The sequence below is a fragment of the Comamonas sp. B21-038 genome (assembly GCF_022387135.1).
GTDB classification, from domain to species: domain Bacteria; phylum Pseudomonadota; class Gammaproteobacteria; order Burkholderiales; family Burkholderiaceae_C; genus Comamonas; species Comamonas sediminis.
This window is the reverse complement of sequence record NZ_CP092462.1, coordinates 57,718-81,031: the sequence shown is the minus strand read 5'-3', so window position 1 is coordinate 81,031 and position 23,314 is coordinate 57,718. Positions and strand designations below refer to the sequence as shown.

The 23,314-nt window shown below is 64.8% G+C and carries 22 protein-coding genes; 7 read left to right on the top strand and 15 right to left on the bottom strand.

The window, feature by feature from the left end; translation table 11 throughout:
• Positions 1-4 precede the first annotated feature (4 nt).
• From mraY to MJ205_RS00275, 15 genes are all read right to left on the bottom strand, one after another.
• Positions 5-1,183: a phospho-N-acetylmuramoyl-pentapeptide-transferase gene (mraY, locus tag MJ205_RS00345; RefSeq protein ID WP_239810679.1), complete on the bottom strand. Its 1,179-nt coding sequence runs from the start codon at positions 1,181-1,183 to the stop codon at positions 5-7.
• Positions 1,177-2,592 (bottom strand): UDP-N-acetylmuramoyl-tripeptide--D-alanyl-D-alanine ligase, encoded by a 1,416-nt coding sequence (locus MJ205_RS00340; protein WP_239812617.1) that lies wholly within the window; start codon positions 2,590-2,592, stop codon positions 1,177-1,179. The genes mraY and MJ205_RS00340 overlap by 7 nt, the downstream gene beginning before the upstream one ends.
• Before the next feature lie 2 nt (positions 2,593-2,594).
• A complete protein-coding gene (locus MJ205_RS00335) occupies positions 2,595-4,130 on the bottom strand; it encodes a UDP-N-acetylmuramoyl-L-alanyl-D-glutamate--2,6-diaminopimelate ligase (protein ID WP_239810678.1) in 1,536 nt (511 codons plus the stop codon).
• The gene (locus MJ205_RS00330) at positions 4,127-5,872 is read right to left on the bottom strand and encodes a peptidoglycan D,D-transpeptidase FtsI family protein (RefSeq protein ID WP_239810677.1); all 1,746 of its coding nucleotides are present in this window, start codon (positions 5,870-5,872) and stop codon (positions 4,127-4,129) included. Before MJ205_RS00330 ends, MJ205_RS00335 begins: the two co-directional genes overlap by 4 nt.
• Positions 5,869-6,153 carry a cell division protein FtsL gene (ftsL, locus tag MJ205_RS00325; protein ID WP_239812616.1) on the bottom strand — a complete coding sequence of 95 codons (285 nt, stop codon included), beginning with the start codon at positions 6,151-6,153 and terminating at the stop codon, positions 5,869-5,871. The genes MJ205_RS00330 and ftsL overlap by 4 nt, the downstream gene beginning before the upstream one ends.
• 43 nt (positions 6,154-6,196) lie before the next feature.
• The gene (rsmH, locus tag MJ205_RS00320) at positions 6,197-7,126 is read right to left on the bottom strand and encodes a 16S rRNA (cytosine(1402)-N(4))-methyltransferase RsmH (RefSeq protein WP_373450525.1); all 930 of its coding nucleotides are present in this window, start codon (positions 7,124-7,126) and stop codon (positions 6,197-6,199) included.
• Positions 7,127-7,133: 7 nt separating this feature from the next.
• Positions 7,134-7,559 carry a division/cell wall cluster transcriptional repressor MraZ gene (gene mraZ / locus MJ205_RS00315; RefSeq protein ID WP_239810676.1) on the bottom strand — a complete coding sequence of 142 codons (426 nt, stop codon included), beginning with the start codon at positions 7,557-7,559 and terminating at the stop codon, positions 7,134-7,136.
• A gap of 387 nt (positions 7,560-7,946) precedes the next feature.
• Entirely contained in the window at positions 7,947-9,263 is a 1,317-nt protein-coding gene (gene hslU / locus MJ205_RS00310; protein WP_239810675.1) for an ATP-dependent protease ATPase subunit HslU, read from the bottom strand.
• Between the two features lie 91 nt (positions 9,264-9,354).
• The gene (gene hslV, locus MJ205_RS00305; protein ID WP_239810674.1) at positions 9,355-9,900 is read right to left on the bottom strand and encodes an ATP-dependent protease subunit HslV; all 546 of its coding nucleotides are present in this window, start codon (positions 9,898-9,900) and stop codon (positions 9,355-9,357) included.
• A 112-nt stretch (positions 9,901-10,012) separates the two neighbouring features.
• Complete coding sequence (locus MJ205_RS00300; protein ID WP_239810673.1) at positions 10,013-11,677, bottom strand: hypothetical protein; 1,665 nt, start codon at positions 11,675-11,677, stop codon at positions 10,013-10,015.
• A 42-nt stretch (positions 11,678-11,719) separates the two neighbouring features.
• Positions 11,720-12,202, bottom strand: coding sequence for an RNA polymerase-binding protein DksA (gene dksA / locus MJ205_RS00295; RefSeq protein WP_027010726.1), 483 nt, complete (start codon positions 12,200-12,202; stop codon positions 11,720-11,722).
• Between the two features lie 438 nt (positions 12,203-12,640).
• Positions 12,641-13,744: a CobW family GTP-binding protein gene (locus MJ205_RS00290; protein WP_239810672.1), complete on the bottom strand. Its 1,104-nt coding sequence runs from the start codon at positions 13,742-13,744 to the stop codon at positions 12,641-12,643.
• Between the two features lie 319 nt (positions 13,745-14,063).
• Positions 14,064-14,819, bottom strand: coding sequence for an RNA pseudouridine synthase (locus tag MJ205_RS00285; RefSeq protein WP_239810671.1), 756 nt, complete (start codon positions 14,817-14,819; stop codon positions 14,064-14,066).
• A gap of 144 nt (positions 14,820-14,963) precedes the next feature.
• Positions 14,964-16,133: a HAMP domain-containing sensor histidine kinase gene (locus MJ205_RS00280; protein ID WP_239810670.1), complete on the bottom strand. Its 1,170-nt coding sequence runs from the start codon at positions 16,131-16,133 to the stop codon at positions 14,964-14,966.
• A complete protein-coding gene (locus tag MJ205_RS00275) occupies positions 16,118-16,843 on the bottom strand; it encodes a response regulator (RefSeq protein ID WP_239810669.1) in 726 nt (241 codons plus the stop codon). The genes MJ205_RS00280 and MJ205_RS00275 overlap by 16 nt, the downstream gene beginning before the upstream one ends.
• A 239-nt stretch (positions 16,844-17,082) precedes the next feature.
• Here MJ205_RS00275 and MJ205_RS00270 point away from each other — a divergent pair, with 239 nt between their 5' ends.
• From MJ205_RS00270 to MJ205_RS00240, 7 genes are read left to right on the top strand one after another with little or no spacing between them, the layout of a single operon-like run.
• On the top strand, positions 17,083-18,507 hold the full coding sequence (locus MJ205_RS00270; protein WP_446715043.1) for a TolC family protein: 1,425 nt from the start codon (positions 17,083-17,085) through the stop codon (positions 18,505-18,507).
• The gene (locus tag MJ205_RS00265) at positions 18,504-19,649 is read left to right on the top strand and encodes an ABC transporter permease (protein WP_239810667.1); all 1,146 of its coding nucleotides are present in this window, start codon (positions 18,504-18,506) and stop codon (positions 19,647-19,649) included. Before MJ205_RS00270 ends, MJ205_RS00265 begins: the two co-directional genes overlap by 4 nt.
• A gap of 11 nt (positions 19,650-19,660) precedes the next feature.
• The gene (locus MJ205_RS00260; RefSeq protein WP_239810666.1) at positions 19,661-20,389 is read left to right on the top strand and encodes an ABC transporter ATP-binding protein; all 729 of its coding nucleotides are present in this window, start codon (positions 19,661-19,663) and stop codon (positions 20,387-20,389) included.
• The gene (locus MJ205_RS00255; protein ID WP_239810665.1) at positions 20,386-21,315 is read left to right on the top strand and encodes an efflux RND transporter periplasmic adaptor subunit; all 930 of its coding nucleotides are present in this window, start codon (positions 20,386-20,388) and stop codon (positions 21,313-21,315) included. Before MJ205_RS00260 ends, MJ205_RS00255 begins: the two co-directional genes overlap by 4 nt.
• Positions 21,308-22,018: an MtnX-like HAD-IB family phosphatase gene (locus MJ205_RS00250; protein ID WP_239810664.1), complete on the top strand. Its 711-nt coding sequence runs from the start codon at positions 21,308-21,310 to the stop codon at positions 22,016-22,018. The genes MJ205_RS00255 and MJ205_RS00250 overlap by 8 nt, the downstream gene beginning before the upstream one ends.
• Entirely contained in the window at positions 22,015-22,950 is a 936-nt protein-coding gene (locus MJ205_RS00245) for an alpha/beta hydrolase (protein ID WP_239810663.1), read from the top strand. The genes MJ205_RS00250 and MJ205_RS00245 overlap by 4 nt, the downstream gene beginning before the upstream one ends.
• Positions 22,940-23,314, top strand: a complete 375-nt coding sequence (locus MJ205_RS00240; RefSeq protein WP_239810662.1) for a hypothetical protein — start codon at positions 22,940-22,942, stop codon at positions 23,312-23,314. The genes MJ205_RS00245 and MJ205_RS00240 overlap by 11 nt, the downstream gene beginning before the upstream one ends.

Below are 23,314 nucleotides of genomic sequence, written 5' to 3'. Positions count from 1 at the left end.
GTGCTCACCGCAGCTTCAGGGTAGACAGACCGATCAGACACAGCAGCATCGTGATGATCCAGAAACGCACAACGACCTGGGTCTCGCGCCAGCCGCTCTTTTCGAAATGGTGGTGCAACGGGGCCATCTTCAACAAGCGGCGGCCTTCGCCATAGCGCTTCTTCGTGTACTTGAACCAGACCACCTGCATCATCACGGACACGGCCTCGGCCACAAAGATGCCGCCCATGATGGCCAGCACAATCTCTTGCCGGACGATCACCGCAATCGTGCCCAGCGCGCCGCCCAAGGCCAGCGCGCCCACATCGCCCATGAAGACCTGGGCCGGGTGGGTGTTGAACCACAGGAAGGCCAGGCCCGCGCCGGTCATCGCGCAGCAAAACACCAGCAACTCACCGGTGCCGCCAATGTGCGGGAACAACAGATAGCGCGAGAAATTAACGCTGCCGGTGACATAGGCGAACACGCCCAGGGCCGAGCCGACCATGACCACCGGCATGATGGCCAGACCGTCGAGCCCGTCGGTCAGGTTGACTGCATTGCTGGCACCGACGATGACCAGGTAGGTCAGGATCACAAAGCCCAGCACGCCCAGCGGGTAGTTCACCTGCTTGAAGAAGGGCACCATCAGGCCGGCATTGGGTGGCAGATCCAGCGAGAAGCCCGATTGCACCCAGCTGACGAACAGGCTCCAGACCTCGGCATTGGTGTTCTCCGAGATGCAGAAGACGAGGGCCAGCGCTGCAGCCAGACCCAGCACCGACTGCCAGAAATACTTTTCGCGCGAGCGCATGCCTTCGGGGTCCTTGTTGACCACCTTGCGCCAGTCATCCACCCAGCCAATCGCACCAAAGCCCCAGGTCACAATCAGCACGATCCAGACAAAGCGGTTGGACAGGTCAAACCACAGCACCGTCGAGATCGTGATCGCCAGCAGGATCAGCACGCCGCCCATCGTCGGGGTGCCGCTCTTGCTCAAATGGCTTTGCATCGCATAGCCCCGGATGGGCTGGCCGATCTTCAGCGCCGACAAGGTACGGATGACGCGGGGACCGGCCACCAGGCCGATCACCAGCGCCGTCATCGCCGCCATCACGGCGCGGAAGGTCAGGTACTGGAAGACGCGCAGAAAGCCGAATTCAGGCGACAGGCTTTGCAACCAGCTGGCGAGCACAATCAGCATGCGGCCTCCTCACGGGCGCTGGGCCCCTTGTCTGCGCACGACTGCATCGCCTGCACCACTTGCTCCATCTTCATGAACCGCGAACCTTTGACCAACACACTGCCCAATTGAGGCATCAATTTGCACACCGCATCCTGCAACGCAGGCATGCTCTCGAAATGCTGAGCGCCATCGCCAAAGGCCTCGGCGGCCGACTGGCTTTGGGCGCCCAGCGTAAACAACTGCGTAATGCCTTGCTCGCGGGCGAGCGCGCCGGCCTCGGCATGGAACTGGGGTCCTTGGTCGCCCACCTCACCCATGTCGCCCAGCACCAGCAGCCGGGCTGCGGGCAGCTCGGCCAGCACCTCGATCGCCGCCTTGACCGAATCCGGGTTGGCGTTGTAGCTGTCATCGACCACCGTCAGGCTGCGGCCCGCGACGGGCATCGCCAGCGCACGCGAGCGGCCCTTGACCGGCTCGAACGCCGACAGCCCCCGGGCAATGGCCGCCAGCGGCACACCGGCAGCATGGGCCGAGGCGGCCGCTGCCAGCGCATTGCGCACGTTGTGGCGGCCGGCAATCTGCAGCACCACCGGCGCTGCGCCATCGGGCAGGTGCAGCTGCAGCTGCCAGGCGCCATCACGCCACAGCACATCGCTGGCATAGGCCTGGGCACCATCGGCCTGCGCACCGAACAGGCAGGTCGCCCGGCCCGCTGCCAGTTCCTGCCACAGCGGGGTATAGACATCGCCGGCAGGGAACACGGCCACGCCATCGGCCGGCAGCGCGGCCAGCACGCTGCCGTTTTCACGGGCCACGGCTTGCACCGTGTGCATGAACTCCTGGTGCTCGCGCTGCGCGTTGTTGACCAGGGCCACCCGGGGCTGCGCCATCGCGGCGAGCACGGCGATTTCGCCAGGGTGGTTCATGCCCAGCTCCACCACCGCAGCGCGGTGCGCAGCCGTCAGGCCCAGCAGGGTCAGCGGCACGCCAATCTCGTTGTTCAGGTTGCCACGCGTGGCCCAGGCGGCATCGCCGGCATGGGCGCGCAGGATGGACGCCAGCATCTGGGTCACCGTGGTCTTGCCGTTGCTGCCGGTCACTGCGATCAGCGGCAGCGCAAACTGGGCACGCCAGCCGGTGGCCAACGCCCCCAGCGCGGCCAAGGTGTCGGGCACCACAATGCCGGGCAGGCCTGCGTCGGCAGGGTCGGCATGGCACAGCGCAGCCGCTGCGCCGGCCGCTTGGGCCTGGGCCAGAAACTGGTTGGCATCAAAGCGCTCGCCTTTGAGCGCCACAAACAAATCGCCCGCCTGCAGGCTGCGCGAGTCCGAGTGCACGCGCAGCAGCGGCACGGCACCATCGCCCACCAGGCGGGCCTGGGGAACAAGGGGCTCAATGAAGCCCAGCGCCTGCTGCAGGGTCATCATGCTCATAGGGGTTCTTTCCGCTTGGCCAACGCAGCACGGGCGTGCGCGGCATCGAGAAAGGGCAGCTTCACGCCGGCCACTTCCTGGTAATCCTCATGGCCCTTGCCGGCCAGCAAAACCACATCCTGGCTGGCCGCGCGCAGCACCACCTCGTCGATGGCGGCTGCCCGGTCGGCCTGGACATGCCAATGCGCATCGGGCGTCATGCCGCGCAAAATGTCGTCGATGATGGCCTGGGGCTGCTCGCCGCGCGGGTTGTCGCTGGTCACGACCACCTCGTCTGCACCTGCCTGGGCAATGCGGCCCATCAGCGGGCGCTTGCCGGCATCGCGGTTGCCACCACAGCCAAACACACACCACAGCCGGCCGCCGCGCTGCGCGGCCAGCGGGCGCAGCGCCTGCAAGGCCTTGTCCAGTGCATCGGGGGTGTGGGCATAGTCGATGGCCACCAGCGGCGCACCGGGCTGGCCGACCTGCTCCATACGGCCCGGCACTGCCGCCAGCACCGCGCAGGCCTGCGCAGCCTGCTCCAAGCTCGCTCCCAGCACCCGCAGGCTGGCCATCACCTGCAGCAGGTTGAGCACGTTGTACTGGCCAATCACCTGGCTGTGCAGGGTCACGGCAGCACCTTCGGCGCCGGCCTCTACGACGTCGAACACCAGGCCACGGTCGCCCGCGCGGATGGCCCGGGCTGACAGACGGGCCTGGGTGGAGTTATCCACCGAGACAGTCCACAGATCCAGCGCGCCACCGGCCAACGAGGCCGCCAGCGCCGCGCCCCGGGCGTCGTCCAGATTGACCACGGCCGATTGCAGGCCCGACCAGTGGAACAGCGCCTCCTTGGCGGCCCAATAGGCATCCATGCTGCCGTGGTAGTCCAGGTGGTCCTGCGTGAAATTGGTGAAGATGGCCAACCGGATACGGGCGCCCGCCAGGCGGTGCTCGGCAATGCCGATGGACGAGGCCTCGATCGCGCAAGCGCCGTAGCCGGCATCGGCAAAACCCCGGAAGGCGCGCTGCAGCAGCACCGGATCGGGGGTGGTCATGCCGGTCACATCCAGCTGGTGCGGCGGAATGCCGACACCCAGGGTGCCGACCATGGCGCAGCCCCGGTGCTGCAGCACGCCGGCTTCACAGAGCTGGCTGACCGCCTGGGCCAGCCACCAGCTGATGCTGGTCTTGCCATTGGTACCCGTCACGGCCAGCACATCCAGCTGCTCGCTGGGCTGGCCAAACCAGGCGCTGGCGATCGGGCCGGTGGCGGCCTTCAAACCCGGCATGGCCGCAACCGGCATGCCTTGCATATCAAATTGATCGAGGCCCGCCTGCTCCACCAGGCACGCGGCAGCGCCGCGCTGCACGGCCTGCGCCACATAGGCGCGGCCATCGTTGACGCCACCCGGCCAGGCGATGAAGGCATCGCCGGCCTGCACCTGCCGGCTGTCGGTTTGCAAGGTGCCGCTGGTCACACGCTCGCGCAGCCATTCAACGGCGGCGGCGGTGCTATGGACGGTGGTCACAGTCGTGGTGGCGCTCATAGCGGCTCCTCCACATCGTTGGCCACGATCTGCGGCTTGACCGACATATCGGGCTGCACCCCCATCAGGCGCAAGGTCTGTTGCACCACCTCGCTGAAGACCGGGCCGGCGACGGTACCACCGTAAAAGCTGCCCTGGCTGGGTTCGTCGACCATCACGGCGACGATGATGCGCGGGTTCTCAATCGGCGCAATGCCGGTGAACCAGGCGCGGTACTTGCCTGCGGCATAGCCCCGGCCCTGTTGCTTGCGGGCCGTGCCCGATTTGCCGCCGATGGAGTAGCCGACCGTCTGCGCCTTCTGGCCCGTGCCACCTGGGCCAGCGGCCAGCCACAGCATGTGGCGCACCAGCTCGGCCGTCTTCTTGGAGAACACCGGCGTGCCTGCGGGGCGGCCACTGCGCTTGAGCATGGTTGCCGGAATCACATTGCCGTCGTTCGAGAATACCGTGTACGAGCGCGCCATCTGGAACAGCGAGGCCGACAGGCCATAGCCATAGGAAATGGTGGCCTGCTCGACGGGCTTCCAACTCTTCCAGGGACGCAGACGCCCACTGGCCGCACCAGGGAAGGCAATCTGGGGCTTTTGCCCGTAGCCCAGCGCCGAGTGCACATTCCACATCTCCTGCGCCGACATCTTCTGCGCCACCTTCAACGCACCGACGTTGCTGGATTTCTGGATCACACCGTCCACCGTCAACGCCCCATAGTTGTGGGTGTCGCTGATCGTGAAACCGCCGATCGCATAGCGGCCGGGCGTGGTGTCAATGATGGTGTTGTTCTTGACGCGGCCCAGCTCCAGCGCTGTGCCCACGGTGATCGGCTTCATGGTCGAGCCAGGCTCGAAGGTATCGGTGATCGCGCGGTTGCGCAGCTGTTCACCGGTCAGGCGCGAGCGGTTGTTCGGGTCGTAGCTGGGGTAGTTGGCCAGCGCGAGCACTTCGCCGGTGTGCGCATCCATCACCACGACGCTGCCGGCCTTGGCCTTGAAGGCAGCAACCTGGTCGCGCAGCTTCTGGTAGGCAAAAAACTGCACCTTGCTGTCGATCGACAGCTGGATGTCCTGGCCCTCCTGGGGCGGCGTTTCCACACCGACGCCGTCGACGATGCGGCCCAGACGGTCCTTGATCACCCGGCGCGAACCGGCCTTGCCGCCCAGCTCGGTATTGAAGGCCAGCTCCATGCCTTCCTGACCCTGGTCTTCCACATTGGTGAAGCCCACCACGTGGGCGGCTGATTCCCCTTCGGGATACTGGCGCTTGTATTCCTTGCGCAGGTAGATGCCCTTGACATCGAGCGCCTTGATCTTCTGCCCGATGTCCCAGTCAAGCTGGCGCTTGATCCAGACAAAGGACTTGTCCTCGTCCGCCAGCTTCGCATCGAACTGCGCCTTGGGCATGCCCATCAGCTTCGCAATCTCGGCCAGCTTGCCCTTGATGGCCGGGTCGTCCTGGTCCACATCTTCCGGAATCGCCCAGATGCTGGCCGCAGGCACGCTGGAGGCCAGGATCAGGCCATTGCGGTCCAGAATGCGTCCCCGGTTGGCCGGCAGCTCGATCGTGCGAGCAAAGCGCACCTCGCCCTGGCGCAGGAAGAAATCATTGCCGATGACCTGGACATAGGCGGCGCGGCCGATCAGACCGGTAAAGGCCAATGCCAGACCGATCATGATGAAGCGGCTGCGCCACATCGGCGTGCGCTCGGCCAGCAAGGGACTGGTGGAGTAGCGCATGTCCTTGCTCATGGTGCCACCGCTCCAGCGCCCGGCTCAGACACGTAGACAGTGACCGCAGGGGTGGCCGTCTGCATGCCCCATTTCTCGCGGGCCAGTTGCTCCAGCCGCAGCGGCGTGGCCTGGGCCCGCTTTTCCACCTGCAGCCGCTGGTGGTCGGTCTCCAGCTGGCGCGACTCGGCCAGCGCACGGTCAAGCTCGGTGAACAGCTTGCGCGATTCATACTGCGACTGCACCAGCGCCATCGCGCTGACGATTGTCACGATGAGCAGCAGAATGTTCAGGCGCAGCAGCACGGCGCCTCCTTGTGGCATCGTCCGGGCAGGCGGCGCGTGGTCATGCAGCCACCTCGGTGCGTTCGGCCACGCGCATCACCGCACTGCGGGCGCGTGGATTGGCAGCCACTTCTGCGTCGCTCGGCTTGATGCGGTCCAGCGCCTTGAGCAGCATCGGCTTGGGCGCGGCAAAGGGTGCGCGGCGGTCGAACACCTCTTTGGAATGCTTGGCAATGAACTGCTTGACGATGCGGTCTTCCAGCGAGTGAAAGCTGATCACCACCAGACGGCCGCCGGGCGCCAGCACGCGCAGGCTGGCCTCTAGCGCCTGCTCGAGCTCTTCAAGCTCGGCATTAATGAAAATCCGAAGAGCCTGGAATGTCCGCGTGGCAGGGTTTTGCCCAGCCTCGCGGGTCTTGACTGTGCCAGCCACGAGCTCGGCCAGATCGGCAGTGGTGGCGACTGGCGAGCCAGCCTCCCGCCGCGCAACAATCGCCTTTGCAATGGGCCCAGCAAACCGTTCTTCACCGAAGTCACGTATCACCTCCGCTATTTGCTGTGTTTCCGCCTCTTGCAACCACTCGGCCACACTCTGGCCACGGGTGGTATCCATGCGCATGTCGAGCGGGCCATCGAAGCGGAAACTGAAGCCGCGCTCGGGACTGTCGATCTGCGGGGAGCTGACCCCCAGATCCAGCAGCACGCCTGCCACCGAAGCGGCGGGCAGCTGCGCCATGTGGCTGAAGCCCTCATGGCGAATGGAAAAACGGGCGTCCGCAATCTTGCCGGCCTCGGCAATCGCTTCGACGTCCTTGTCAAAAGCAATGAGCCGGCCCTCGGCCGGCAACTTGGACAGCACCAGGCGGGAGTGCCCGCCTCTGCCAAAAGTCCCATCGACAAAGACCGGGTCCATCGCAACCCTGGCCTCCAACAAGGCGTCCACGGCCTCGTTCAGCAGGACGGTCGTGTGCAGGTAGTTCTTGGTTTCCACATGCACCTCAGAATGCAAAGTTATCCAGGGCATCGGGCGGCAGATTCTGCAGGGCTTCCGCCTCCTGCTTCTCGTATGTCGCCTTGTCCCACAATTCAAAATGGCCGCCCATCCCCATCAGGATGGCGTCCTTGGTGATGTTGGCAGCAGCGCGCAGCTCGGGAGAGACCAGTACACGGCCAGTTCCATCCATCTCCACATCCATCGCACTGCCGAGAAAAATCCGCTTGAGCACCTGCTCACCCATCTTCACCTGCGCGATGCGCGCGCTGAAAACCGCCCATTCATCCTGGGGGAAAATCATCAGGCAACCATGGGGGTGGCGGGTAATCGTGAGGGTCGGTCCGGGCTTGGTCAGCGCGTCACGATGCCGGGTCGGTATCGACAACCGACCTTTCGCATCGAGACTGAGTGAAGAAGCTCCTTGAAACACGGCGTGGACTCTGGTTGGGGTTTCGGAGGACAAGCAAGTGCACGATTTCCCACAAAACTGCACTTTTCCCCACTGTATCAGGAATTCCTGATCGCGCCACACTCCACCACAATGATTTGCAATGAAAATACAAGTAAATCAATAACTTATAACGTACTTCACGCAAAATCCGCTATGAAATTCTCTTTATTTGATAGGCACTTACAATCGCCTCTATATCCAGACTCTTAGCAAAATTGGCAGAACCGGCGAGGAGCAGCTTCCGGCCTTTTGTTACAAAAGTAGAAGCTCTCCTACACGCCCACATGTGGCGCTTGGCCCAAAAGCAAGTGCCCGCCAACCAGGGCGGGCACTTGCAGCAAACGGCGCCACAAAGCGCAATCAGCGTTAGAGAATGTAACGAGACAAATCTTCGTTCTGGCTCAGGGAACCCAGGCGCTGGTCGACATAGGCAGCGTCGATCACCACGGTCTGCCCGCCCAGCTTGACGGCATCGAAGCTGATCTCTTCGAGCAGACGCTCCATCACCGTCGCCAGACGGCGAGCGCCGATGTTTTCAGTCCGCTCGTTGACATCAAAGGCAATGCGCGCCAGGCGCGTGATGCCCTCGGCCTCGAACTGCAGCTTCACGCCTTCGGTGGCCAGCAGCGCTTCGTACTGCTTGATCAGCGAAGCATGGGTCTGCGTCAGAATGGCCTCGAAATCCTGCACCGACAGCGAACCGAGCTCCACCCGGATCGGAAAACGCCCCTGCAGCTCAGGGATCAGGTCGCTGGGCTTGGCCAGGTGGAAAGCGCCGGAGGCAATGAACAGAATGTGGTCCGTCTTGACGATACCGTACTTGGTCGACACCGACGTGCCTTCGACCAGGGGCAGCAGATCGCGCTGAACCCCCTGGCGGGAAACATCGCTGCCGCTGGTTTCCTGGCGCGTCGCCACCTTGTCGATCTCGTCGATGAAGACGATGCCGTTCTGCTCCAGGTTCTCGATCGCGCGGGATTTGACATCGTCCTCGTTCACCAGCTTGGCCGCCTCCTCATCGGTGATCAGCTGCAGCGCTTCGCTGATCTTGAGCTTGCGGACCTTGCGCTTTTCCTGGCCCATCTGGCTGAACATGCCGCGCAGCTGCTCGGCCATCTCCTCCATGCCCTGGGGTCCCATGATCTCGAGCTGCGGCTTGGCCTCGGCCACTTCGATCTCGATCTCCTTGTCGTTGAGTTCGCCCTGGCGCAGTTTCTTGCGAAATACCTGGCGCGTGCCGGTATCGGATGCGGCCTCGCCGGTGCGCGCGGGCGGCAGCAGCGCATCCAGGATGCGCTCTTCGGCGGCATCCTCGGCACGCACGCGCAGCTTCTTCACATCCGATGCACGGGTTTGCTTGACCGCCACTTCAGCCAGGTCACGGATGATGGCATCCACATCCTTGCCCACATAGCCCACCTCGGTGAACTTGGTCGCCTCGACCTTGATGAAAGGCGCATCGGCGAGCTTGGCCAGGCGGCGGGCAATTTCGGTCTTGCCGACACCGGTGGGGCCGATCATCAGGATGTTTTTCGGGGTGATCTCCTGGCGCAGGCCATCGGCGACCTGCTGGCGGCGCCAGCGGTTGCGCAGCGCGATGGCGACTGCGCGTTTGGCATTGGCCTGGCCAACGATGTGGTTGTCGAGTTCGGAAACGATTTCCTGGGGTGTCATCGAGGACATAGTGCAAATTCCGGTTGGCACCCGCCGGGCAACGGGTGCAGCTGTCGATCAGTAGGAGCGGGTGGCAGGGGTGCAGCGGCCTGCAAGGCGCTTACAGGGTCTCGATGGTGTGGTGCATATTGGTGTAGATGCACAGCTCACCGGCGATGCCCAGCGATTTGCGCACCACCTCTTCGGCCGACAGCTCGGTGTTGTTCAGCAGCGCCTTGGCCGCCGAATGGGCATAGGCGCCTCCGGATCCAATGGCCACAATGCCTTGCTCGGGCTCCAGCACATCGCCATTGCCAGTGATGATCAGCGAGGCCGAGTGGTCAGCCACCGCCAGCATCGCTTCCAGACGGCGCAGCACCCGGTCGGTGCGCCAGTCCTTGGTCAGCTCGATCGCTGCACGGGTCAACTGGCCCTGGTGTTGGTCGAGCTTGGCCTCAAAACGCTCGAACAAGGTAAAGGCGTCGGCCGTGGCGCCGGCAAAGCCGGCCAGCACCTTGCCGCCATAGAGCTTGCGCACCTTGCGCGCGGTGCCCTTGACCACAATGTTGCCCAGGGTGACCTGGCCGTCGCCGCCGATAGCGACCTGGATGCCTTGCGGGGTTTCGCGCCGCACGCTGAGAATGGTTGTGCCGTGATACTGTTCCATAGTTCTGCCTATATAGAGCCATGCACCCGTTTTCCAAGGCGCCAGCGGCAGGGCGGGCGCAAATTAAAAAACGCACCCGAGGGTGCGTTCGTCGCGAGGCATCGCAGCCCCTTCAGTTCTCGCGCTGGTTGACGATGGAATGCTCGTTGATGCCAATCAGGTTGAAGAACACGGCATTCAGACGGTGCAGATTGCCAAAGCGCACAAGCACATTCTTCTGCTGGCATTCGGCCACCCAGTTCAGCACCGAGCCGGCAGCCACAAAATCGATGCGCATCAGGCGGTCGCAGCGCACGGTGAACGGCATGTCGGGCTGCACCATCGGGCTGAAGGTGTCCAACTGCCGGGAGACGTCCCCTTCGACAACGCCTTCAAGCACGGCCTGCGGGCTGTCGGCAACCGCTGGCTTTCTCTCCGGCAGATCCAGCACCATGGACAAATCGGGGGCAAACGGTGCGCCCGAGCGGGTGCTGTCACTGCTCATCTCTGCCCGAGGTGGCACCCAGGACGGTGGTGATACCTCATAGGTAATGCAGTAATCGAGCGCAGCGGCTTCAAAATCCTGCTCCAACCGCAGCAATCGCAGCAACGCCATGCGCAGCGACCACAGGTCCTGGCTCACCTGGTTGTCACCAACAGGTGTTTGCGCTTCGAGCACCGACAACAACTGGTCTGCCCCGGCAAACACCAGGCGCACATCAGGCTTGTCCGCCCAGGCGCGAAACTGTGCCAGCAACGGCACTACGGCCTCGTCGCGCACCTCGGTCACGCGGGACCAGTTCAAGGTCCAGGGTGGCGCAAAGCGCTTGAGGTTGCCCAACAGGCCATTGAGTGCAGCGACACTGAGCACCGGCGGAGCCTGCCAGTTGAGCAGCCGCACCTCTTCTGCCGGCGCATCCCCCCCTTGCAAGGCCTTGGCGCCCAGCTCCTGCGGCATCGAAAACCACACCGGTGCCGAGCGGCCGTATTTGCTGGCGAACTCGATCGCATGGAAATCAAACTTGGTCTGGTCGCCGGTCGCACGGTAGAGGTCGAACAGCGTCAACCAGATTGTCAGCTGGCCCATCAGGTCGCCTCGGCGCTGCTGCACCAGCGCCAGCAGCGATGCCTCGGCGCCCGCTGCATCACCGTTGGCAAACAGCACTGCCGCCTCTTCGAGATCGGTATCGTGGATGAAGCGGGCGGATTCAACCTGCGCATCGAAAGCGGCCGGAGGCAAGGTGGCCTGCGCAGGAGCCACCGCAGGCACTGCGGCAACCTCGGCGGGTTCTGCGGCCAGCGGCGCAGCAGCAGGCGCAACCGGCACAGGGGCACTGGCAGGTGCAGTATCAGTCGTAGCGCTGGGCGCGGCCGCCGGCGCACTGGCGCTGTCGCCCGACCACCACTGCTTGGACATCTGCCGCTCGATCTGGTTGATTTTCTCGATGGTGTGCGAAGGATGGGCAGGCTTGCCCGCGGCAATGGCAGCGCCATCGGGCGCGGCGCCGCCTTCGAGCATCGCTGCCGAGCTGGCAGCGCCCAGGCCATCGGCGCCTGCGCTGCTGGACTTGTTGGCCTCGCGACGGATCTTGCGCAGCTGGTCAAACTCCAGTTTGCGCACAAAGTCGTTGCGGCGCTTGCGCTCCATGATCTCCTTGAGCGCCTGTTTGGAAAACTGCGCCTCTGGATTCTCCGGCTCCGGCGTCTTGTCCAGCTCCGACCACTGTGTCGTGGGTTTGGTAACAAAGCGCACCACTTTGGACAACAAACCCTTGTTTGGCTTCTGAGCCTCACTCATGGTTACTCCCTCCCCTTATGTGTCCGGTGCGCTGCCTCAGCTTCAGTCACCAAACATTTTTTGCTTCAGTTCGCGGCGCTGCTGCGCCTCCAGTGACAACGTGGCTGTAGGACGCGCCAGCAGACGGCCCACACCAATGGGCTCACCCGTCTCGTCGCAATAGCCATAGTCACCCGCATCGATGCGGCTGATCGACTGGTCGATCTTCTTCAAGAGCTTACGCTCGCGGTCGCGCGTACGCAAGACAAGCGCATGCTCTTCCTCAATGGTAGCGCGGTCTGCCGGATCGGGCACGACGACGGTGTCTTCGCGCAGGTTTTCCGTCGTGGCATCGGCATTGAGGTGGATACCGGTCTTCAGTTCCACCAGCTTCTTGCGAAAGAACGCCAACTGGATGTCGTTCATGTATTCGCTCTCCGGCATGGACAGCACCTCATCGTCAGTGAGGGTGTCTACCGTCTTGGACTTCCAGGCATTGGCCAGCTTGGCGTCGCGTTTAGGGATGGTTTGCGTAGTGGTAGGCATAGTTCTCTCGACTGGCTAGCGCAGTTCTTACATGCGACGGATGTCCGTCTCGTTACAAAAGGTGCCAAGCCCGGCAGGCTCAGCCCCCTGATCAACTCGCCCGGATCCGGCAGGATCCTGGCACATCTATGAAGTCGGGCAGGTGCCCGCATCTCCGTCATCTTGCAGGCCGACGCCACTCGCTGGCAGCGTTCAGCTCGCTTGCACAAGCCTCCTTCTCCATCAACGCTGTGCACGGGCCCCTGCCCCTGCGCCACAGCGCCCTCTCATCGACATCTCTTGGGTCAAGCACGGCCCCGTGCCTTACCGCTTGCCTGCTTTGCTGCATTTCGGGCCGCGATTGTATATGGCATCGCGGCACGGCAACAAGTGATTGCAGCCCCGATGCAACGCGGGGTTTCCCCGAGGGCTAGCGCTGGCAAAGCCTGCGGCCGGGGATCAGCCCTCGACCACGCACTGGTCCAGACCTTGGCGCAGGATGTCCTGCGGCAGATCGATGCCAATGAAGACCATCTTGCTCTGGCGGCGCTCGTCGGCGGCCCACTCGGGGCCCAGATCGCTGCCCATCAGCTGGTGCACGCCCTGGAAAATGACCTTGCGGTCGGTTCCCTTCATCGCCAGCACGCCCTTGTAACGCAGCATGCGCGGGCCATAAATGTTCACAATGGCGCCCAGAAAGTCCTCGAGCTTGGCCGGGTCAAAGGCCTTGTCGGCACGGTACACAAAGCTCTTGACGTCGTCGTCATGGTGGTGGTGGTGCGGATGGTTGCAGTGTTCGCCATGCTCGTGGTCGTGGCCATGGTCGTGACCGCAGTTTTCGTCGTGCACATGGTCATGGTCGTGGCCGCAATGCTCGTCATGCACATGCGCGTGGTCATGGCCTTCTTCCTTGAGGAAGTCCGGGTCGATGTTGAGCGTGGCATTCAGGTTGAAGCCGCGCAGATCGAACACATCCTTCAGCGGCACATCGCCAAAATGCACCGCACGGATCGGTGCGCGCGGGTTCATGTGCTTGAGGCGGTGGACCAGCGCGTCCTTGTCCGCCTCGCTGACCAAGTCGGTCTTGGACAGGAAGATCTGGTCAGCAAAGCCCACCTGGCGGCGTGCTTCCTGACGGGTATCGAGCTGCTGGCCGGCATGCTTGGCATCCACCAGGGTGATGATGGAGTCGATCAAATAGGTTTCGGCGATCTCTTCATCCATGAAGAAGGTCTGCGCAACCGGGCCCGGGTCGGCCAGGCCCGTGGTCTCGATCACGATGCGCTCGAAATCCACCATGCCCTTGCGGCGCTTGGCGGCCAGCAGCTGCAGCGCTTCGCGCAGGTCTTCACGGATGGTGCAGCAGATGCAGCCGTTGCTCATCTGCAGAATCTGCTCTTTCGATTCCGTCTTGAGGATGTCGGTGTCGATGTTTTCTTCGCCGAACTCGTTCTCGATCACGGCAATCTTCATGCCGTGCGACTCATGCAGCACGCGCTTGAGCAGCGTGGTTTTGCCCGAGCCCAAAAAGCCCGTGAGGATGGTGACTGGAATGAGTGACATAGGACCCCTGATAGTTACACATAAGGTGGCCATCGCAAGCCGCGCCACGCGCCCGGCCTGTCCGCCCACCGGCCCATCGCGCAAGCACAGGCCTTTGTATCAAACACCGTTATGTGGGGCCATGCCAGGCAATATCAAGACCGCCGCGGTAAATTCTGTGGCCATGCCAGAAGCGGGCTATTGTGGCATGTTTTGCCTGCGGCCTGGCCGCAGGCATTGGCCTTCATCAAAGCCTTGTGAGATCGATGCAATTTGCTATCAAATTAATACCAACCTGCAGCCAGCTGCACACTGTGGGCATATTTCCGCTCTGGTCCCTTTAAAACCGCTCGTAACCCTGCAGATAGCGCCATTGCCCTGGGGGCAGCTTGCTCAGCGATATCCGGCCGATCCGCAAACGCTTGAGCGACACCAGCTCCAGTCCGAGCGCGGCACAGATGGCGGGCAGCCATTCGGGGGCTACGCGTTTGAGCGCAAATCGCAGATGGGTCTCGTTTTGCCAGCTGGCCTTGAGAGGAGGCAGGCGCTCGCCATCCACATACAGACCATTGGCCAGCAGGGCCAGTCCCTCCTCGATCATCTCGCCTTGTACCTCGGCCAGGCATTCCTGCTCCAGCAAGTCGGCCTCGTCGCTCAGGTGGCGGATGATGCGTGGATCCTGGCTGTAGACCACCAGGCCACTGGCAGCACGGGGAATGGGCAGCAAGAACTGCTGGTGGCGAAAATGGCGCGGCAAAGGCCGAACGGGCTGCGGCGTGTCTACCTCAGCCAGGTTCTCCGGCGTCAGCAGGTCCAGCGCACCGAGGCCGGGGCGGCCGGGCTCCAGCGCGCGCAGGCTGTAGCCCGCCGGCTTGTGCAGCAGCAAGGTCACCGGCTGGATCGGACGCAGATCGGCGCCTGGCTGCAACACGACGGTCTGGCTGGGCAACACACGGGCACCCGGGGTGTCCTGGATCTGGCCATCCACGGTCACAAAGCCGGCATCGATATAGTGCTCGGCCTCGGCGCGCGAGCAACCGATGTCGCTCGCCAGGCGCTTGGACAGGCGAATGGCTTGGGGGTCTTGGGCTTGCATGGGCGGCAACACTGCGGCGTGGCACGGTACCGCACCATCCGCTCCTTCAAAAATAGCAAAGCTCTGCAGCTGCAGAGCACATCGGCTATTTTAAGCGCCTGCCATCGCCAGCGCCCTGCGCGGGTACTGCGAGCCCGGGCCGGCTCAAGCGGGCGCAAAACGCAAACGGAAGCGTGCACCGCCTCGGGACGAGCTTTCGGCATGCGCCACGCCGCCCTGCAACTCGGTCAGCGCCTGCACAATGGACAGCCCCAGGCCCGAGCCCTCCCGCTTGCGCCGCCCCGGCGCCATCGCAAAGCGCCGGAAAGGGTGGGCCCGCAACTCCTGCGGCAGGCCAGGGCCGGCATCGCTGACCAGCAGCTCCACCCAGACATGCCCTTGCGCATCCCGCGTACTGCGCACCTCCACCTCCAGCCAGTGCCCGCTGGCCGCGTGGCGCAGCGCATTGCCGACCAGGTTGGCAATGATCTGGCGCATGCGCAAAGGGTCGGCGCGGATCACGCTGATGGCATCGTCCTCGGGCAGTACCTGCGACAGCGCCATTTCGGCCTGCTGCAGCTGAGGCTGGAGCTCCTGCAGGCTCTCGCGCACCAGCGCGCCCAGACTCAGACGCTCCTTGCGCAGCGACATCTCGCCCGCTTCGGCCATCGCCAGGGTATGCAGGTCGTCAATCAGCCGGCCCAGGTGCTCGGTCTGCGCCAGCAGCAGCCGAAACTCCAGCTCGCTGGGGACGATGACGCCATCGCACATCGCATGCAAATGGGTCTTGAGCACCGACAGCGGCGTGCGCAGTTCATGCGAGATGGACGCGGCCGAGGCCTGGCGCTCGGCATTGAGCTTTTGCAGCGCATCGATCATCGCGTTGAAGGTATGCACCACCTCCTTGAGCTCACCGTGCGCGCCCTCCTCGACCACCCGGGTCGAGCTGAAATCCCCGTGCGCCACACGCTGCGCCACCTCCACCATCGATGCCAGCGGCCGCGTGATGTAGCGCGATACAAAAAAGCCCATCGCCAGGCCAAACGGCAGGCAGACCAGCAGGCCGATGAACAGCGACACCTGCTCGCCAAAGAACACCTCGCCGCGCCAGTATTCACCATAGATCTGCATCGCGCGCGGGCTGTTGTCCAGGTCGCGCTCGATCAGGTCATCGAGCTCTACCCGCACCGATGTGGGCAGGCTTTGGTAGAACTGGTTGTACTGCACCGCGTTGAAGGCCCAGGCACAGGCGCTCAGCAGTGCAATCGTGCTGAGCAGAGTACCGGCGATCCAGAAGCCAAAGCGGACCCAGATGCGGTTCAGTCCCCGGGCCATAGACGGTATCCAATGCTGCGCACGGTCTCGATCAGCTCTTCCTGGCCGGCCAGCTGCAGTTTGCGCCGCAGCTTGGACAGGTGCGAGTCGATGACCCGCTCCAGCGCATCGCTCTCGGGCAGGCAATGCTCGATCAGCTGCGCACGGGAAAAGCAGCGCCGGGGCTGCGAGGCCAGCAACGCCAGCAGGCGGAACTCGGTCAGTGTCAGCGGCAACGGTATGGCCTGCCCGGCCAGGTCATAGACCCGGGCGCTGTGCTCGGCCGGGTTGATCTCCAGCGCGCCTACGCGGATCGGCGCCATCGGCACGGACGCAGCCTTGGGTTGGCTGCGGCGCAGCACCGCACGCACCCGCGCCACCACTTCGGCGGGGTTGAAAGGCTTGACCACGTAATCATCCGCGCCCAGGCGCAGGGCCACCAGCTTGTCCACATCGTCAGCCAGTGCCGTCACCATGATCACCGGGGTCTGGCCCTGGTCGCGGATAAAGCGCAGTACATCCACCCCATCCATGCCGGGCAGATGGATGTCCAGCAGCACCAGGTCGGGCTGGTGTTGGCGGAAAAGCTGCACGGCCTGCTCGCCATCGCGCGCAAACAAGGTGCGCAGGCCATCGCGCTCCAGGTAGGCCACCAAGATCGTGGCGATGCCGGGCTCGTCCTCCACGACGAGCACCAGCGGAGCCGCCACAGGTGGCGTAGGTAGTTTCATCGCGGACGCATTCACAAATAGGCTCCAGCGGCACCATCAAAAAGAGGCCCGCACGCTGTTGAAACAAGCCATTATGACCGTGCCGACCGCCTGCTGCACGCCTGGGCGGCCTCCATGTTTCCTCCATCAATTGTGCAAGCTTGCGCAAGCTTGGCAGGGTTGAATGGACCGCATATTTGTCCTGCCTGCGCGGCCAGGCCGCCACGGCCGCCACCGGCCAAGAACTGACTCCATTGCACGTGAAACCCTTGTTCTGCAAAACACTGCTGGCACTGGCACCCGCCGCTTTGCTGGCCGGTTGCATGACGCCGCCGCAGCCCTCGCTCCAGCCTGACACCCCGGCGCAGTGGCGCCAGGCTGGCACCAGCGCGGCCGATGCGCGCGCCATCCAGGCTGCCGATCTGGCCGCCTGGTGGAAACTCCTGGACGACCCGGCCCTGGACAAGCTGGTGGAGCAGGCGCTGGCCCAGAACCTGGACCTGGCCCAGGCCCAAGGCCGGCTGCAGGCCCAGCGCATTCTGCTGGGCACGGCCACCGCCGCCTACAAGCCAGAGCTCACTGCAGGTGTGCGCACGCTGCAGGACGTGGCCGCGCTCGACTCCTACTTCCATGCCAGCCTGGACATGAGCTGGAACCTCGGCCTGTTTGGCGCTGCTGAATCCACCGCGCTCGATGGCCAGGGCCAGCTGCTCGATGCCCAGGCGCAATTGCAAGCAGCCAAAATCCAGCTCGTCGCCAATGTGGTGCAACGCTATCTGGAGATCTGCGTAGCGCAGCAGCAACGCTTTGGGCTGGACCAGCAACTGCAGCTCGATACGCGCCGGCTGCAGCTGCAGCAGGTCCGGGTGCAGCAGCGCATGGGCAGCACCGAGCAGGTGCAGCAGGCCCACCTGGAACTCAACCGCAGCCGCGGCCAGGAGGCCGAACTGCTGCAGCACCAGGCGCGCGCCGCGCATGCGCTGGCGGCGCTGCTGGGCCGCAGCGAGCCTGACGCCACCTGGCTGGCCGCCTCCAGCACCCCCCACATTCCCAGCGCAGCAGCGCTCAAGCTGCAGGTGCTGCCGGCCGAGCTGCTGCGCAGCCGCCCGGCCATCCTCGCGGCCGAAGCCGCGGTGCAGCGCGCCGCTGCCGCTGCGGGCCTGTCGAACTCGGCGCTCTACCCCCGCTTTGCGCTCGGTGGCTCGCTGCTGTTCTCCTACAACCTGACGCAAAACCGCCGCTCCAGCTCCAACCACGAGCCCATGCTCGGCCCGGTCATCGACATTCCGCTGTTCGACTGGGGCCGCCGGCGTGCGCAGGCCGATGCCGACGCGCTGCAGATGGACAACGCCGTCAAGGCCTACCGGCAAAGCGTGCTGGACGGTGTGGCGGAGGTGGAAACCGCACTGGCAGGCCTGAGCGCACAACAGCTGCGCCAGCAGTCGCTGGATGCCCAGACGCCGCTGCTGCGCAGCCGCACCCAGCAGCTGCAGCGCCGCCAGCAGCTGGGACTGGCCAGTGAGCTCGACACCTTGGAGCCGCGCCGCCAGCTGCTGCTGCACCAAAGCCAGCAAAGCGTGGCCCAGGCCGCACAGGCACTGGCCTTTGTGGCCCTGTTCCAGGCGCTGGGCGGCGCCCCGCTGCCAGCGCAAGCCCCACCTGACACGCCGGGAGCCACACGATGATTGCCCTGGCGCGCAAAACCCTGGTCTACGAGTGGCGCCGGTTTGTCCCGGCGGTCTTCGCGGTGGGCTTTGCCGGTGTGCTGCTGGTCATGCAGGCTGCGCTGGTGCTGGGCATTTTCAGCTCGGCGGCGATCTACATCACCGCCAGCTCGGCCGATCTGTGGGTCGGCTACCCCGGCACCCAAAGCGTGAACTTTGGCCGCAACATCGGCCCGGATGTGGAAATGCGCCTGCGCATGGATCCGGACATCCGCGCGGTCGAACCGTATGTCTGGGTGGATGGCGACTGGCGCGCCGACCAGGGCACGGGCCAGGCCGCCGGTGCAGTATCGGTCTACCTCTCGGGCATCTCCACCTCCGGCACCGCCATGGTGTTCGACCGGGTCATTGCGCCGTGGCAGCGCAAGCTGCTGCGCGAGCCCGGCGCCGTCATCGTGGACCGTGCCGATCTGGCCAGTCTGGCCACCCATGAGGGCGGCACCGCCTGGATCAACAACCACCGCGTCCGGGTGGTGGCCGCCGTCGATGGCTTGCGTGGTCTGGGAGGCGTCAACGTGCTGGCCTCGCTGGAGAGCGCACACCAGATCGCGGGCAGTGCCCCCAACCAGGGCAGCACCTACCTGTTGGCGCGCGTGCGCAAAGGGGTGGACAACCACGCCGTGCAACAGCGCCTGAGCAGCGAGTCGCGCAGCTTCGGCCCGCACGAAGTCTGGACTGCCGACAGCTTTGCGCACCGCTCCCAGCGCTACTGGATGCTCGATACCGGCGCCGGTGCCGGCGTGCTGTTCATGGCCATCGTCGTCTGCCTGGTCGGCGCTGTCGTCACCAGCCAGTCACTCAAGAGCGTGATCGCGGGTTCGGTGCGCGAATATGCGGTGCTCAATGCGCTGGGCGTCAGCCGTGCAGCGCTGGGCCGGGTGGTCGTGGAGCAGGCATGCTGGATCGGCGCCGCCGGCCTGCTGCTGACCACCATCGCCAGCGTGGCGCTGGTCTCGCTGGCCCAAGTCTACCGGGTGCCTGTCGCGCTCAATCTGCAAGCGGTGCTGGCCTGCGCCGCACTGGTCGCTACGTTGGCGTTGCTGTCGGGCCTCGGCGCGATGCGTGTGCTTTTGCGCACCGATCCGGCCACCTTGCTGCGATGAGAGGTGGTGCGATGACCCATACCCCCCGTTCCACCCCCACGCTGCAGGCCGTCGGATTGCGCAAAAGCTATGTGTCCGGCGCCATCCGCATCCAGGTTCTGCAGGACCTTTCGGTGGATCTGTATTCCAGCGAGTTGACGCTGATCTCCGGCCCCTCGGGCTGCGGCAAAAGCACCTTGCTGTCGCTGATGTCGGGCCTGCTCACGCCCGATGAAGGCCAGACGTTTGCACTGGGCCAGAATCTGACGACCATGCCCGCCCGCGAGATGGAGCGCTTTCGGCTGCTGCACACCGGCTTTGTGTTCCAGGGCTTCAACCTGTTTCCGGCGCTGACGGCATTGGAGCAGGTCCAGCTGCCGCTGGGGTACCTCGGCATACGGCGCGCCGAGACCTTGAAACGGGCGCAGGACGCGCTCGAGGAAGTCGGCCTGTCCCACCGCGCGCACATGCGGCCGGCCGAGCTGTCCGGCGGCGAAAAGCAACGCGTCGCCATCGCCCGCGCGCTGGCCAAGGCCCCGCAGCTGTTGTTTGCCGATGAGCCCACCAGCGCGCTGGACGCCGAAAGCGGACAACGCGTGATCGACATCCTCCACCGCGTAGCCCGCAGCCACGGGACCACGGTGCTGTGCGTCAGCCACGATCCGCGCCTGGTGGGGCATGCCGATCGCGTACTGGATATGGAAGACGGCGCCGTGTACCGCGACCGGCGCCAAAACACCATGATGGAGAACCCAACTTGACCAAGACCCACACAACCTCTTGGCCCGTTCTGCATGCCTGGCATCTGCTGGGCCTGCTGTGCCTGGCAGGCGGCGGGCTCGCAGGCTGCACACCGGCAGCCGATAGCCCGGCCGTTGCCAACACCACCCAGCAGCACCAAAACCCGGTGGCCGTGGCCCGGGGCAAGATCGAGGTCGACGGCGGTCTGCTGGAGTTGGCCACCGCCGTCGACGGCACCGTGCAGCAGATTGCCGTCCGCGAAGGCCAGCAGGTCCAGGCCGGCCAGCTGCTGCTCAAGGTCCATGACGAGGACCTGCGTGCAGAGCTGTCCGTGGCCCAGTCCTCGTACCAATTGGCCCAGGCCAGGCACAAGGCGCTGGCCGCCAAGCTGCCGCTGCTGCAGACCCAGCTCAAACGCCTGCAGGCCGCCGCCCGCGATGACGCGGCCGATCTGCAGGAGGTGGACAACGCCCAGGCCGCGCTGCGCAATGCGCAATCCGAGGCCGAGGTGGCACAGGCCGAGGTGAAGCTGGCCCAAACCAAGACCCAGCAGTTGCGCGAGCGCCAGCGCCTGTATGCCCTGCATGCGCCAGAGGCCGCCACCGTGGTGCATCTGCGCGCCCAGGTCGGCAGCCAGGTACACACCAGCCAGGCGGCGATGCGGCTGCTGCCGCTGCGCCCGCTGCGCATCCGCGCAGAGCTCAACGAGAGCTTTGCCGGCACGGTGCAAAAAGGCATGCGCGCCAGCGTGGTGCTGGACAACGACAGCAGCACCGCGCTGCCCGAGGCCCGGGTGCTGCGCATCAACCCCATGTATGGGCCTTCCACCCTGCAGGACGACGCCCAGCGCGGACCGTTGCGCGTGGTCGAGTGCGTGCTCGAGTTCGAGACGGCTCCCGGCAATGTGCGTGTGGGCCAGAACGTGAGAGTGAGCTTCCATGAATAAACACTTGCTTGCGCAGGCGCCTGCCTGCCACAACGCCGCTGGCTGGATGATCCAGTCCGACTTTGACGGCACGATCAGCCTGGTCGATGTCACCGACAGCCTGTTGCAGCGCTTTGGCCTGCCTGGCTGGACCGGTCTGGAAGACGCCTGGGAGCGTGGCGACATCGGATCGCGTGACTGCATGCAAGGCCAGATCGCGCTGCTGGACATGGACCAGCAGGAGCTGGACGCCCACCTGGACGGCATCGCCATCGACCCCGGCTTCCCCGGCTTTGTGCAGGCAGCGCAAGTGCTGGGTCTGCGGGTACAGGTGGTCAGCGACGGAATCGACTATGCGATCCAGCGCGTGCTGGCACGCCATGGCCTGGGCCATCTGGAGGTCATTGCCAACCGCCTCGTGCAGAAAGACACCCGGCGCTGGGCACTGGAGGCCCCCTGGGCGAGCCCGCATTGCAAGCGTGCCAGCGGCAACTGCAAGTGCGAGCGCCTGGCGGCGCAGCAGGCGATCACCGGGCGCGTGCTCTATGTGGGTGACAGCACGTCGGACTTTTGCGTCTCCCACGAGGCCGACTATGTGCTGGCCAAGTACCGGCTGATCGGCCACTGCGAACGGCATGGCATTGCGCATGCACCGTTCCTCGGTTTCAGTGACGCCACCCCATGGCTGCAGCAGTTCATGCATCAGCAGGAGGCCCTCGCATGAATCCCCATGACGCACTGGCCCAGCATCTGGCGGGCCAACCGCAGGAAAGGGCCGCTGAAGCAGCCTTGCAAACCCTGTGCCTGACACCCCACGAATTCGCCCTGCCCGGCTCCGGCACGGCCGCACGCACCGGCGTGCTGCTGGTGCACGGCCTGACCGGCACCCCGGCCGAGATGCGCCTGCTGGCCAAGGGCCTCAACCGCGAAGGCTTTACCGTCTACGCGGTGCAGCTGGCAGGCCATTGCGGCAGCATGCAGGACCTGGTCCAGACGCGCTGGACCGACTGGCTCGCCAGCGTGCAATCGGCGCTGCTGCGCTTTGCCCCCCATGTGGACCGGGTCGTCGTCGGCGGTCTGTCGATGGGCGCCTTGCTGTCGCTGGCGGTGGCCACCTCGCACCCGCGCCAGGTCGCCGGGGTGGCGGCGCTGTCCACCACCTTCCGCTATGACGGCTGGAGCATTCCGCGCTACACCAGGCTGGCCTTTCTGCTGCCGCTGTTTCGGCTGCTGGGCATCGGCCGCGACCGCGTGTTCATGGAAGCCCCCCCTTACGGCATCAAGGACGAGGCCCTGCGCGCAAGGGTGGTGGCGCAGATGCACAGCGGCGACAGCGCTGCTGCCGGCCTGCCTGGCAATCCCTGGTGGTCCATCATCGAGCTGCGCAGGCTTTCGGCCCATGTTCGCAGCCACCTGCGGGATTTGCGCGCGCCCTGCCTGGCCATCCATGCCAGGGAGGACGACATCTCCCACCGCTCCAATGCCGAGGACATCGCCACCGGCGCGGTCCATGCGAGGGTCGAGGTCGTGCTGCTCGACAACTGCTACCACATGATCACGATCGACCGCGAGCGCCGCACGGTGATCGCCAAGGTGCATGACTTTGTCGCCCGTATCGGCGGCGCACGCACACAGGCAGTGGCACATGGGCGCTGACATCACGCCGCTGGTGGTCAGCCTGTGGCTGATCAATATCCTGGTCGACAGCGGCGGGCAACTGGCGTTCAAGGCCGCTGCCAGCCAGACCCCCAGCACGGCCACCGGCATGGCCCACTGGCGCTTCATGCTGGCACGCCCCTGGATCTGGATCGGCGGTGCCTGCTACGTGGTGGAATTCGTTGCCTGGCTGGCCTTTCTGTCGCTGGTCCCGCTGTCCGATGGCGTACTGCTGGGCAGCATCAACATTGTGGCCATCATGGTGGCCGGGCGCCTGTTCTTTCAGGAAAAGCTGGCACCGCTGCGGGTCGCAGGCATCGTGCTGGTCTCCATCGGCGTGGCCGTCGTCGGGCTCAAGGGGTAA

What these genes read in the sequence shown, in the direction of transcription:
- mraY (WP_239810679.1), bottom strand. Translation starts at nt 1,183, where the DNA reads ATGCTGATTGTGCTCGCCAGCTGGTTGCAAAGCCTGTCGCCTGAATTC.
- MJ205_RS00340 (WP_239812617.1), bottom strand. Translation starts at nt 2,592, where the DNA reads ATGATGACCCTGCAGCAGGCGCTGGGCTTCATTGAGCCCCTTGTTCCC.
- MJ205_RS00335 (WP_239810678.1), bottom strand. Translation starts at nt 4,130, where the DNA reads ATGAGCGCCACCACGACTGTGACCACCGTCCATAGCACCGCCGCCGCC.
- MJ205_RS00330 (WP_239810677.1), bottom strand. Translation starts at nt 5,872, where the DNA reads ATGAGCAAGGACATGCGCTACTCCACCAGTCCCTTGCTGGCCGAGCGC.
- hslU (WP_239810675.1), bottom strand. Translation starts at nt 9,263, where the DNA reads ATGTCCTCGATGACACCCCAGGAAATCGTTTCCGAACTCGACAACCAC.
- hslV (WP_239810674.1), bottom strand. Translation starts at nt 9,900, where the DNA reads ATGGAACAGTATCACGGCACAACCATTCTCAGCGTGCGGCGCGAAACC.
- MJ205_RS00300 (WP_239810673.1), bottom strand. Translation starts at nt 11,677, where the DNA reads ATGAGTGAGGCTCAGAAGCCAAACAAGGGTTTGTTGTCCAAAGTGGTG.
- dksA (WP_027010726.1), bottom strand. Translation starts at nt 12,202, where the DNA reads ATGCCTACCACTACGCAAACCATCCCTAAACGCGACGCCAAGCTGGCC.
- MJ205_RS00290 (WP_239810672.1), bottom strand. Translation starts at nt 13,744, where the DNA reads ATGTCACTCATTCCAGTCACCATCCTCACGGGCTTTTTGGGCTCGGGC.
- MJ205_RS00285 (WP_239810671.1), bottom strand. Translation starts at nt 14,819, where the DNA reads ATGCAAGCCCAAGACCCCCAAGCCATTCGCCTGTCCAAGCGCCTGGCG.
- MJ205_RS00280 (WP_239810670.1), bottom strand. Translation starts at nt 16,133, where the DNA reads ATGGCCCGGGGACTGAACCGCATCTGGGTCCGCTTTGGCTTCTGGATC.
- MJ205_RS00275 (WP_239810669.1), bottom strand. Translation starts at nt 16,843, where the DNA reads ATGAAACTACCTACGCCACCTGTGGCGGCTCCGCTGGTGCTCGTCGTG.
- MJ205_RS00265 (WP_239810667.1), top strand. Translation starts at nt 18,504, where the DNA reads ATGATTGCCCTGGCGCGCAAAACCCTGGTCTACGAGTGGCGCCGGTTT.
- MJ205_RS00260 (WP_239810666.1), top strand. Translation starts at nt 19,661, where the DNA reads ATGACCCATACCCCCCGTTCCACCCCCACGCTGCAGGCCGTCGGATTG.
- MJ205_RS00250 (WP_239810664.1), top strand. Translation starts at nt 21,308, where the DNA reads ATGAATAAACACTTGCTTGCGCAGGCGCCTGCCTGCCACAACGCCGCT.
- MJ205_RS00245 (WP_239810663.1), top strand. Translation starts at nt 22,015, where the DNA reads ATGAATCCCCATGACGCACTGGCCCAGCATCTGGCGGGCCAACCGCAG.
- MJ205_RS00240 (WP_239810662.1), top strand. Translation starts at nt 22,940, where the DNA reads ATGGGCGCTGACATCACGCCGCTGGTGGTCAGCCTGTGGCTGATCAAT.